This is a genomic window from Actinomadura sp. K4S16, from assembly GCF_008327685.1.
Taxonomy (GTDB): Bacteria; Actinomycetota; Actinomycetes; order Streptosporangiales; family Streptosporangiaceae; genus Spirillospora.
Genome location: NZ_BDDE01000009.1, coordinates 234,488 through 246,444, shown reverse-complemented (window position 1 = coordinate 246,444; position 11,957 = coordinate 234,488). Strand labels below are relative to the sequence as shown.

The 11,957-nt window shown below is 72.4% G+C and carries 6 protein-coding genes; 2 read left to right on the top strand and 4 right to left on the bottom strand.

Going from position 1 to position 11,957, the window contains the following annotated elements; translation table 11 throughout:
• Positions 1-286: 286 nt before the first annotated feature.
• Together K4S16_RS00860 and K4S16_RS00855 are read left to right on the top strand one after the other, a co-directional pair.
• Entirely contained in the window at positions 287-1,057 is a 771-nt protein-coding gene (locus K4S16_RS00860) for a hypothetical protein (protein ID WP_149256862.1), read from the top strand.
• Positions 1,054-1,416 (top strand): transcriptional regulator, encoded by a 363-nt coding sequence (locus K4S16_RS00855; protein WP_149256861.1) that lies wholly within the window; start codon positions 1,054-1,056, stop codon positions 1,414-1,416. Before K4S16_RS00860 ends, K4S16_RS00855 begins: the two co-directional genes overlap by 4 nt.
• Positions 1,417-1,522: 106 nt before the next feature.
• Here the strand turns inward: K4S16_RS00855 and K4S16_RS00850 are convergent, their stop codons facing one another.
• From K4S16_RS00850 to K4S16_RS00835, 4 genes are read right to left on the bottom strand one after another with little or no spacing between them, the layout of a single operon-like run.
• Positions 1,523-3,340 (bottom strand): hypothetical protein, encoded by a 1,818-nt coding sequence (locus K4S16_RS00850; protein WP_149256860.1) that lies wholly within the window; start codon positions 3,338-3,340, stop codon positions 1,523-1,525.
• A complete protein-coding gene (locus K4S16_RS00845) occupies positions 3,337-8,574 on the bottom strand; it encodes a hypothetical protein (protein ID WP_149256859.1) in 5,238 nt (1,745 codons plus the stop codon). Before K4S16_RS00845 ends, K4S16_RS00850 begins: the two co-directional genes overlap by 4 nt.
• Positions 8,571-11,708 (bottom strand): hypothetical protein, encoded by a 3,138-nt coding sequence (locus tag K4S16_RS00840; RefSeq protein WP_149256858.1) that lies wholly within the window; start codon positions 11,706-11,708, stop codon positions 8,571-8,573. Before K4S16_RS00840 ends, K4S16_RS00845 begins: the two co-directional genes overlap by 4 nt.
• On the bottom strand, positions 11,705-11,944 hold the full coding sequence (locus K4S16_RS00835; protein WP_149256857.1) for a hypothetical protein: 240 nt from the start codon (positions 11,942-11,944) through the stop codon (positions 11,705-11,707). The genes K4S16_RS00840 and K4S16_RS00835 overlap by 4 nt, the downstream gene beginning before the upstream one ends.
• Positions 11,945-11,957: the final 13 nt, after the last annotated feature.

Genomic DNA, 11,957 nt, shown 5'->3' with positions numbered 1-11,957 from the left:
GAGTCGGGATCGGGGCGGTCTTCGACCACACCACCCAGCAGATCGCGGCGGTATCCCGTGCCCCCGGCAACCTCGACCTGTTCGTCATCGGGTTCGACAACCGCGCCTGGAGCGAGCCCTGGAACGACCACGTCGGCTGGAACTGACATGCGCGGGTCCCAGGGCGGCAGCGCGAGAGACCCGCCGCCCCGACCGTCCTCCCGCTCTGGGAGCGTCGCTGGCACTCTTGACGCGAAAGTACTCGCTGTTGCAAAGTACTTCTCAAGCGCAAAGTGAGGGAGGCATCATGGATCCACAGTCCCCCGACCGGATACTCGACGAGGTGGCCAGGCTGCGGCGGCTCACCCGTGCCCGTGCGCGCGGGGCGGCGGTCCCACTGATGATCTTCGGCCTGCTGACGCTGGCCTCGATCCCCCTGTACTCCCACCCCTTCCACGCGATGCAGACGCTGCCGGACGGCGGCAGCGTGAGCAGACCCGGTTCGACAAGCGGCTATGCGGGGCTGAACGGGTTCGACCGATCGGGAGCCCTCTCGATCGCGTTCTGGCTGATCACAGGACCGCTGAGCTACCTGGCATGCGCCTGGTGGTACCGGCGACGGGCCGCCCGCGTCGGACTCACCGTGCGGTGGCGGCCCTGGGCGTACACGGGCACGGCGCTGTTCGCCGTGTTCTTGCTCGCCGTATTCGCTCAGGACCACGGCGCACGGGATGCGTCTTCGCCCTTCGGAGATGGTTTCGTGGCGAGTGCCGTGGTCAGCCCTCTGCTAGCGATCGCGGTCGGGTTGCTGGTCCTGGCCAAAGTGGAGCGGAGCCCGGGCGTCGCGGTCTGCGGTCTCGTTTACGGGGGGCTGTGCGTCATCATGAACGGCTACGGCCTCGGCCAAATCCCTCCTTGGCTCGTACCCCCGTACGGCGGCATGATCGATGGAATGCTCAACCCTGCACAGAACCTGATCCTGCTGGCCGCCGTCCTGCTGGTCGGCGCGCTGGTCGTCCAGTTGCGGGCGTGGGCGCGACTGCGTTCGGTCACCGCCGCGGCCCCAGTCCAGGCATGAGGGAGACCAGCGAGCCGCCAGGGGCACCGCACCCCACGCAAGGCCTCAACGACACCGTCCACCATCGCACCCGTCTCGGCATCATGACGGTGCTGCACGAGATCGACCGTGCCGAATTCGGATATCTGCGCGACACACTGAACCTCACCGACGGCAATCTGTCCCGACATCTACGGACGCTGGACGAGGCCGGCTATATCGACATTCACAAGGGCTACCACGGACGCCGTCCCCGGACCTGGCTCAGTTTGACCCCGAAGGGGTCACGTGCGCTGGCAGAGGAGTTGGCCGCCCTGCGCGATCTGGTCGCCCGGCTCGACGGCGTCGCGGACCCCAAGGAGACAGCCGAAGGCAAATGATGTGGTCGGCCTCCCGAAACCTACGGCCGGTACCGCCGGCCGTAAACGACGGCGAACCCGGCTCAGGCGTCGCACGACGCGATCCCCGGGCCGATCAGTTGAAGCCTCAGGTGAGGGGTTTGGTGTCGGCGGGGAGGTCGAAGGTGAGGCCGCTGGAGCCTTCGCCGCGGCCGGTGCCGCGGCGGGCGCTGAGCCAGACGGCGACGCGGCCGTCGCCCCAGCGGGTGCGGTTGTAGGCGACGGTGACCTTGGTGCCGGTCTGCGGGACCTCTTCTTCGTTGAGGAAGTACGAGCGTTGCGGGGCGGCGTCCAAGCCCTCGCGGAGGATCGTGGTGCGGGGGCGGACGGGCTTGGTGTCGATCTCGCTGGGCATGGCGGCGCGCTGGAGCTGGATCTTGCGGCTGTCGCCGGGGACGTGCACGGGGATGAACGGAATCCAGTGGCCGGGGACCGAGGTCATGGCCAGGTAGGCGATGGGGGCCAGCGGGGCGGTGGGCGGCGTGGGCGGGAACAGACGGCGGCGCTGGGCGAGGATCTCGGCGGCGACCTCGCCGCCGCGGCGGCCCGGGCCGGTGGGCAGCCGTACGGTCTGCTCGATGCCCCACACCATGTTGGCGTTCTCGTCGCGGATGAGGTCGACCTCTTCCAGGACGGGTCCGTCGGCGACCTTGGGGACGGTGGGGGCGAGGAACAGGCCTGTGTCGGCGGGGACGGCGTCTGAGCCGATGGTGTCCAGGGTGAACATGGACCAGCGCTGCCAGTCGTTGTCGGGCCCTGCACCGGCAGGCGTGATCCACAGGCGCTGGCCGAAGACGTCGGTGACGGCCAGACCGCGCAGTGAGGCCAGCGTTCCGGTGGGCAGGTCGCACGGCAGGTAGAACCAGTCGTTGCTGTAGACGAGGGCGAACTCCAGGACGACCAGGCGGGCCATGTCGGTGCGGTCCGGGCGGACGGCGGCGAAGTTGGTCTTGCCGTCCTCCACCGCCCACCAGCGCGGCAGCGGCATGCCGGAGTAGCGCACCGGGGCCGGGAAGACCGTGCGGTTGATCGGGGCGGGCGGTGCGGCGGCCCCGCCCACCTGGGTGCCGGGGTCGATGGAGAAGGCGTGCCAGTCGAGCTCGCCGCCCGGATACTCCTGTGCGGTCAGCACCTTCTCCGCGCCCCCCGGCTGCCCTGCGGCGACCGAGAACCGATGCTCAAGGCGGCGCGGATCCCAGGTGGCGTCGCCTGCGGGCTGGTCGATCAGGCCGTCGAACCAGCCGACCAGCCGGATGCCCAGCTCGTTGATCAGTGTGCGGTGCGGTGGCGCGACATGGTCGATGCCGTCGGCGGCCTCATGTCCCGCCTTGATGTGAAGGTACAGCTCGTACCCGTCCATCCGGCGGCCGGCGACGGCCTGCAGCGTGGACCAGACCTCGGGGTGGGCCACCCGCGGGGTGTCGGCGTCGCTTGCCGGGGACGGCAGTGCGATGGGATACAGGTCGACGAAGTCCTGCCGATGGTGGTGGATGGGCGGGTGCAGGCCCATCAGTTTGAGCCAGCGGCGGCCGATGGCAAGGCGCAGATCGTACGAGATCCGCTCCGGCCCGAAGGCGAACGGCAGGGCCCGGCGTTCGGCGACGTCCTCCAACGGACGGTCGGCGGGCAGATTCTCAGCCGAGCCGCCCGACGCGGACTGGAACCGGCTCGGAACCGCCATCTCCACCGAGTACATGGCGGTGACCGGCGTCCCGGCGTCGGAGCCGCGGAACTCGCCGAGCTGCCATTGCCGGGTGAGCAGCCACAGCGCGTCCCGCACCTCCACGCGCAAGGCCCGCTCGAAGTCCGCCGTGCGGGGACGTCCCTCCAGCCGGTTCCACAGGCCGACGGTCGGGTACTCCCGCTCCGCCAGGGCCTTCGGCAGGTTCTCGATGCGCTCTGTCATGGGTTCTTCCCGCGCAGATTGTTGGTCGCGAAGTCGGTGCTGATGGTGATCGGCTTGCTGGCGGCCGACACCAGCGTGGCGGGCAGCAGGTGGGCGTAGGCGGTCTCGTCCAGGTGCGCGGGCTCGACGGCGCGGGCCTTCATCAGGTCGTACGTCTCGTGCAGCGCCGCGACCAGGTCGTCGGCGTTCCACGTCCCGGTACGGGTGGGCGGGGTGACCAGCAGCATGGCCTGCGGCGGCTCGGAGTCGGGCTTGTCATAGTGCAGCGCGATCCCGGTCGTCTCCTTCTGCGCCGGGATGACCTCGGTCCACTCGTCCAGCAGCAGGCCGCAGAAGTCGTCGGTCGGCGGTGTGGGCTTGGCGGCGTAGTGCGCGGTGAACAGCAGCCGGTCCTCATCCAGCGTCGTGCCCGGTGCGAACTCCATGGCCAGCCATTGGTCGTCCGCCCGGTACGGCAGCTGGATCGGCGCCAGCTGCGGCTCCTCGAAGCCGGGCAGATGGCCGAGCAGGCCCCCGTCACGGCGCAGCGCGTCGCTCAGGATCGCCACCTGCTCCCACAGCCGCGGCTTCTCCCTGACCCGGGCGATGCCGTGCAGCCAGTCGTCCACCGGGAAGTCGCGCCCCGCGTCCTCCAGGTGCTCGATCAGGCCGCCGCTGTCGTCGCGGGCCTTCTTCCAGTCCGAAGCGAGCGCGGCCGACGGGGTGTACTGCGGTACGGCCAGTACATCCTCGCCGAGCAGCGCCTTGAGGGTGTCGAGCGCGGCCTCCACCCGGTCGGGCCCGGTCACCGCCGCATCGTGCTCGGTCAGCGCCGCGTCGGCCGCGGTCAGCCGCTCGGCGATCTCGGCTTGCAGCGCCCGTGCCCGGTCCAGCAGTTCCTTCCCGTACGCGACGACCAGGTCCTCGTAGGGGGTCAGCGTCAGCCCGGCCGGGTCCAAGCCGGTCAGCGGCAGCAGCGCGGCGACCTCGGCCAGCAGCCCGCTCAGCGTTCTCTGGCCGGTGCCGGCGACCTCGCGCAGAACCCGCAGCCTGTTCTGGAACACCTGCCGCCGGTTGGTGATGATCGAGCGCAGCAGCCGGGGCGTGTTCGGGCGCGGCGCGGTCGGCGTGGTGGTAAGCAGCCGCTCGATCTGCTCCAGCAGCCGGAACCGCTCCGGGGCCACGGTGGCCGCGGGGAGCGCATCGTAAGCGGCGATGAGCGCGTCGGCGTCGGCCAGTGCCTTGGCCATCCGGTCGGCGACCTCGTCGACGGCCGCGAGCACCTCGGTGTAGCGGTCCCGCCGCCACCCGGCGGCCTCGCCCCAGCCGCTGCGCACCATGCCGAACCCGCCCGCCGTCGCGATCAGATCCCCGTACCGGCGCAGGAACGTGTCGATACCGCTGATCACCTCGCTGCGCCGGACCGGCGCGGGCGGCTCGGGGAACAGCGGCCCGAGGCCGTTCAGGTAGCCGGTGACGGCCGTGCGCAGCGCCACCAGCGCATCCCGCACCGCCACCAGCCGTTCGCGGGGCAGCGTCACGACCGCGTCGGCGGAGCGGTCGACCGGGGCGTCCCCAGCGGCCGGGATCAGGTCGGTGGGCCGCACTGGCCGGGACGTGGTCAGCAGCGACCGCAGAGCGGCGATCAGTGGCGACAGCTCGAAGAACGTCACCTTGCCGGTGACGCGCGTGGTGTGCTCGATCACCAGCCGCGCGTCCGGACGCGGCTGGTCGCGGGTGGCGACCACCCCGATGATCCGGTCGTCCAGATCGGTCATCGACGCCTCGCTCGCGGGCCGTACCGCCCACAGCAGGTCGATCGGCCGCAGCCGCAGGTCCCGCTGGGTGACCACGCTGCTGCGGGCCACCCCGTTGACCGGGTCGGTCCAGGTGACCAGCGCGGCCACATCCCGCTGGTCGGGCAGCAGCGTGGGCAGCCAGTCGTCCACGGCGGGCTCGGCCTTGGCGCGCGGGCCTTCGCCTTGCACGGACGGTGCGCTGTGGCCCGGCCGGATGCCCGGCGTCAACTGCAGAGCCATCCGGTGGGTCAAGGTGGTGCCGCTGCGCGGTGTCCGGACCACCTCGGGTTCGGGCGCGACGCCCTCCTTCGCGTAGGCGTCGAGGGTCGTCGTCGCCCGCTCGGGATTGCCTGCGAGCACCTGGTGCGTGCTCTCGGCCACCGCCAGGTCCGCTAGCGCGTCGTGGGCGTCGAGGAGCCGGTGCACCTCCTCGTTGATGGCCTTGCGCTGGTCGGCGTCGGGGTCCGGGAGCCCCTGGGCGCCGAACGGGTAGACGTCCGCGCCGGGCACCTGGGTCACCCGCCGCACGAGTTCGAGGCCGTCGATGACGTTGCGGGCCTCGACCAGTTCGACGGCGGTGCCGGGGGCCGGCCTGGTCTCCTCGATCCGCCCGGCCCGCAGCGGGAAGGCCCCGCGTAGCGCGGTGATGAACGAGTCCAGCTCGGCATCCGGATACCGGTCGTGCAGGGCCCGTTCGAGCCGGTAGCCGAGCAGGGCGCCCTGCGACTGTCCCCGCCGCAGCCCGTCCAGCAGGGTCAGCGCCACCCGGACCCGTTCGGAACTCAGGTTGACGGCGAACGTGTGCCGGTCGGCGGGACCGGCGTTGGCGATGTATCCGGCGCGGAGGACCGCGGCGGTGGTGGCCTGCGCGGGCGAGGGAGCGTGGATGTAACCGCCGTTGGCCTTGTCGTGCATCAACGGCTGCGTGCCCGGCGGGTTGAACAGCTCCCCGAGGTCGCCGGTCAGCTCGACCTGCGTCATGCCGGGGCGCGGCTTGGGCCGTACCTCCTCCAGCCAGCCGTACGCACCGAGGTGGATGCCGCGCCGGGCCGGTCCCGTGCCGGACGACCCGTATCGCAGCTCCGCGAGCCGCTCGTTGACCAGCCCCAAGCGCCAGGCGTCGAGCCGGTACGTCGCGCAGTCCAGGTGCTCGGTCAGCACCCGTTCCAGCCGGGCGGTCGGCAGCCCGGCCAGGTGTTCCAGCGCGTCGATCTGTTCGGCGAGCTGCACGGTGGCCGGGCTCTGCCTGATGACCTCGGGGATGAAGCTCGCCACCAGCCGGTCCGGGCTGCCGGTGATGGCCCGGTCCGGCGAGTACAGCTGGCGGAACCGGCTCTCGCTCTCCACCGGGGGTGCGCCGGGCCGGTTGGGCCGTACGTGGACGAACAGCGGATCGCGCGCGGGTGGCACCGTGCTCCCGGCTGCGGCGGCCAGGCGGCGGCCGGCGTCCTCCCAGGCGAGCAGGACCGCGTGCCGCGCCAGCAGATACAGCAGCGCCGCGGGCGGCTTGTCGCCGTTGAAGCCCAGTTCGAGCCGGATGGTCTCCAGGTCCTGCTCGGCGTGCTGGGCGAGCCAGTGCAGGTAGTTGCCGCCGTCGGGAAGGTACGCGCGGATGTGGTCGGTCTCCGACGGCGGCCGGTCATCGACCAGCGGTCCGAGCAGCGGATACTGGTCGCCCACGAACAGCCGCCGGATCACCTCCGGGTCGGCTCCGGGCGGGACGGCGTAGCCGAGGCGGTCGAGCAGGGCACGGATCGGCTGCGGCATGTTGAGCTGGTCCAGCGCGGGGATGACGCGCGGGCCGCCGCTGCTGAGGTTCTCCCGGTTGAAGATGTCCTCGACGCTCTGCGCGTACCGCTGGTAGAACTCCGCCGACGTCGGATGCAGCGCCAGGATGTCCAGCAGCAGCTGGTGCGGGTCCCCGCCCTTGCCCAGGTAGCTGACCTTCGCGAGGGCCTTCTGCCAGTCCCCCGCCGCCACGCTGAGCAGCTTGTACAGCCCGCGGCGGTGCGTCGCGCCATCCGGGAAGGTCATCTTGGAGAAGGCGGTGGTGGGCAGGATGCCGTACGGCTGCCGCCCGATCTTGACCGCCGGGACAGGGCCGCGCCCCGACACGTACCGCACGAAGAACTCGCGCGTCTGGTCGACCACCTGCTCGGACAGGATCGGATGCATCATGCCGCGCAGGTACGCGCCCCAGGTCGCCGGCCACAGGGCGACGTTGGCCGCGCGGGCGTCACGCTGGTCGGTGCCGTCGGCGTTGGGCATGCCGGTCAGCACGGCCGGATCGATGCCGAGCAGGTCGGCCAGCCACTGCCCGTCGGTCCGGGTCCGCCAGTCGTCGGGCGCGTCCGCCGCCGCGAACCCGAAGGCGGTGCGCAGCGCGGCCTCGGCTTCGGCACGGCGGTCCTGCCCGGCGGGGGCGGCCTCGCTGTTGTTGGTCGGGGTGCCCTGCGGCAGCAGCCCGTACCCCGACGGGCTGCGCAGCTGCCGGGTGATGAGGTCGGCCAGTTGGACGGCCGTCTGCTCGGGGCCGGACCGCTCCCGCAGCCCGAACACCAGCAGCCGGTCCAGGCCGTTGCGGATCTGCGGGGTGAGCGGGATGCGCAGGCCCATGCCGAGCGTCACCGCCCGCTCGAAGTCGGTCAGCCACTGGAGCTCGTCGGGCACCCGCAGCGCGCCGGTCTGCTCGTCCACCTTGAGCTGTTCGTCGGTGTCGGCCTCGGGGTCGGGGCTGACCGCGAGCGCGTCGGGCACCGACTCGCCGGTCGCTGTCAGCACCCGCTCGCCGCCCACGTATCCGAGCACGGTGAAGCGGTCCGGCAGGAGCCTGGCCTTCGCCGCCTGGGTCCACGACCGCTCGGCCAGGCTTCCGGCGGCCGGCGGCGGCAGCACGAGGAACGCGACCATCACCGCGTCGTCGACGGCGGTAGGCGCGGCGTCCACGCCCACCGGGCGCCGGGCCCGGATCGTGTCCGCCCGGCCGGCCCCGACGTCGGCGCGCAGCGCGGTGTCGGCGGCGCGCAGCTTGGCCCGGTCGCCGTGCGCGCGCCACACCGCCGTCCAGTACGTGACGGCCGGTTGCCGGTCCGCGGCCGGCACGGCCTGGCCGGTCACGACCACCAGCACGGTCGCGCCCTCCGGCACCGCCACGGGCCGATCGGCGGGGTTGGCGGGGGTACGGGTCTGCAGCAGCCAGGCGGCCCGGCCGCCGGGCACCCGGGCGACCAGCTCCTGCCAGGCCGCCTGCTCGGCCACCGCGTTCCCGCCGGTCCGCCAGTGCGCCGTCCAGTACGCGTCCACCGCGGTGATCTCGGCGCGGGTCGGCTTGGGCTCGAACTTGTCGGTGCACCACTCGTCCGGGAAGATCCGTACCAGCAGTTCGGTGGCGGTGAACCGGGTCTCCACCCGGACCGGGCCGAGCAGTACCGGGAAGTCGTCGCTGAGCGCGGTCACAGCAGCATCTCCTGAGCGTGGACGGCCATCAGCACCGGCGCCTGGAACAGCATGTAGGCCACGTCGGCCGAGCTCAGCCCGCCGTGCCAGACGGGCAGGAACGCGTCCTCCAGGTGCTGGTCGTTCTTCTCGGCGTCGGCGGCGGGGTCGTCGAAGTCCTTGAGCGGGACCTGCACGGTGCTCGCGTCGAGCCGGATGAACCCGGTCCCACCCGGATCCACGTCGGCCCACGTCAGGTCGTTCCACACCTCGACCGGGGTGGGCGGGCCCTCGTCCGCGCCGAACCGGGGGTCGCCGGGACGTTCCTGGATCACGAAGAACCAGCCCGCCGCGCCGGCGGCGAAGTCGCCTTTGGCCTCGGCCGCCGTCAGGTCGAAGCCGAGCAGGGTCAGGTCGGGGTCCACCTTGGCCTCGTACAGCGGGAGCCTGATCTCCTCCAGCGTCGGGTGCGCCGGGTCGGCGAGTTCGACCGGGACCCGCTCCTGGGCCGGGTCCGGCGGTCCCGACTCGGGCTGCCAGCGGGCGCGGTGCGCGTAGACGGCGGCGTTCGGGTACTTCTTCAGCAGGTCGCCGCGGATGACCAGCACGAGGTCGTCGGCCTGCTCGCCGGTCTCCCGCGCGTCGTTCTCACCGAGCTCGGCGGCCTTGGGCCAGGTGTGCAGCGGCTGGATGTCGTACTGCTTCACGCCCCCGCGCGTGTCCCAGAACTGCCGGAAAGGCGAGCCGCGCTGGTCGGTGGGGTACTCGCGCCACAGCAGCTCGCGGGCCATCTCGTGGTTGAGTCCGACGAGGTAGGACTCGATGAACTCCTGGTTGGTCTCCAGCAGCGTCACCGTGTTCCGCGGGATCAGCCCGAGGTTGGGGGCGAAGTAGTCCACCGACAGGTCGAGCAGCGCCTTGTACATCGGCAGGTCGATGACGGGATAGGCCATCGCCTCGATGAACCGCTCGGCGAACGACTGCAGCCGTTCGGGCAGGCTGACCGACGTCAGCAGGCTGGTGGGCACGGTCTTCTCGGCGCGCAGGCCGGTCATCATCGCGTCGGTGGTGGCGCGGACGTTCAGCGGGTCGTCGCCGCCCTCGGTCCGGCCACCGACCTCCGCCGCGTGCCGGCCCCGGTAGATGTCGCGCAGCCCGTCCTTGAACCGCTTGGCCTCCTCGCTGTCGTCGCCGCCTTCGGAAGGGACGAACGTGTCGCCCGGCAAGGTGATCCGGAAGTCGGCGCTGCGCGGAAGCCGGTCGACCGGATCGGCCGGGTCGGCCTCGGTGGCGGCCGTGAGCCCGATCGGCGGTGGTGCCGGGTGCAGGACATCGTTCAGCTGCTCGGTCGTCACCACCGCGTCGGGAGTCTCCTTGGCGGCGGCCGCCGTCACGGGGTCGTCCGGGTCGTCCATCCGCGGGATCAGCGCGTCGGGCGGCTTGGTCTCACTGAACGGCAGGTCGCGGATCAGCCGCCCCGGCCGCAGCATCCGCCGCATCGGCGGGGACAGCGGCGCGGCCGTCACGCGGCTGCGCGCCACGTGGAACCCGACCGCGACCCGCTCGCCCTCGACCGCCACCGCCCCGCGCAGAGCCCGATCACGCGTGGTCACCCGCGAGTTGGCGGGAGCGGTGAGCACGAGGGCCTTGCCGGACGGCACCGGCTCGTCGGCCGGCGTGATCGATGCGGCGGCGGGCTCCACATGCTTGGCCTGCAGTACGGTCCCGACCTCGCGGGCGAGCTGGGCGGCGCGGATCTTGGCGTTGACCGCCAGCACGTCGCCGACCTGCGCCCAGGCGGCGACCATGAACTCCTCCCGCCGCTCCTGGACGACGCGGGTCCCCAGGTGGGCGGCGACGCGGAAGCGCGGGTCCAGGTTGAGCCGGTGCACCCAGTTGCGGTCGGGCGTGATCGGGCTGCCGTCGCGCTCGGTCAGCAGCCGGTTCGCCGGGGCGTGCCAGCGCCCGTACAGCGGCGGGGTGATGATCGGATCGACCTCGCCCGCCACGTCCCGCACCCCGTGGGCGGCGTGCGCGGCGGCCGGGGTCTGGTCGAGGTAGGCGTCGGCCAGGTTGATCAGTCCGGCGAGGGCCTTCTGGAACAGGTGCGGGTACGGCTCGTCCCACTTGTCGTAAACGTCGCCCTTGGGACGGTTGGGCGACTGGAGTGCGCCGCCCAGCTTGAGCACGCCGTGCAGCTCCGCCGGGCTGGTGATGGGCGGCAGCCCGGGCCCGGCCGAGTCGTGCACGTCGAGGTCGCGGCGGCCGATGGCCGGGTCGGCGGGCCGGGGCTCCAACAGCCGGACCAGGTATTCGAAGTCGCCCGCGCTGCCGGTGCCGAAGAACCAGCGGTGGTAGTACGGCAGCGTTGCGGGCTCGGGGCGGCCCGGGTAGTCGGGGCCCCAGCTGGAGTGCAGCGCGCCGGGCGCGGTGGCCGGGTCCAGGCCGAGCCCGGCCAGGCGGCCCGTCTCGAACGCGGGGACCAGGAACGCGTGGTAGCCGCTGTCGGGCTTGAGCCGCCGCGGGCACATCAGCCGCGAGCACGCCAGATCGGCGTTGGTGCTCAGCACCTGGCGCAGGGCGGTGAGCGCACCGGCGGGATCGTCGTTGGCGACCAGGCCGTCCAGCTCGCCGTTGACGTGCACGTGCGCCCACGCGCCGAGCTGGCCCGGCGGCGGCAGCGTCCCGGCCGGGTCCTTGACCTGGATCGACGGCAGCGGCCGCCCGGCGACCGCGCCCTCGGTGAACTCCGCGCCCGGGTCGCCCGCCGGCTCGGCCGCTCCGGCGAGCACGACGAGCGCCAGCCAGGGCAGCAGCCGCTTGTTGGCCCCGTCGGGCGGGGCCGGGCTGTAACTCCACGGCAGGCCCTCGTCGTAGAACTCGATGTGCGCCAGGTAGTTGGGCTCCACGTTGGTGATCCAGGGACGCGGCTCCACCCGCGAGATCACCCGGGGATCGACCCCCACCACGTCGCCCGGCCCGTACAACTGCACGGCCTTCTCGACGTCGCGGGTGATCGTGCCGCCGGACACGCCGTCCCCGGTCAGCCGCAGCTTGACCGGGATGACCGCCCGGTCGGCGGTGCCCGGATCGGTCGTGATCCGGGTGCTGAGGCCGGTCCGCAGCCACGGCAGGAAGGAGTACGCGTTGCTCACGGTGTCACCGGGCCGGTGCTGAAGATCTCGCTGGTGGCGGTGACCTCGGTGGCGGCGGAGTCGGCGGCGGCAAGGCCCGCGCGGGTGATGCCGCCGGTGACCAGCACCGTGCCGCCGGTCAGCGGGACGGCGGCGAACCCCCACCGGCCCGTCGCCAGACCGCCCGCCGGGCTCCAGCTCCGGGTGGCCGCGTCGAAGATCAGCGCGCTGGCATAGCCCAGGGCGCGACTGGCCACCGTCGTCGACGGC

Excerpts from the sequence above, each read along its gene's own strand:
- K4S16_RS00860 (WP_149256862.1), top strand. The coding sequence starts at position 287 with ATGGATCCACAGTCCCCCGACCGGATACTCGACGAGGTGGCCAGGCTG.
- K4S16_RS00855 (WP_149256861.1), top strand. The coding sequence starts at position 1,054 with ATGAGGGAGACCAGCGAGCCGCCAGGGGCACCGCACCCCACGCAAGGC.
- K4S16_RS00850 (WP_149256860.1), bottom strand. The coding sequence starts at position 3,340 with ATGACAGAGCGCATCGAGAACCTGCCGAAGGCCCTGGCGGAGCGGGAG.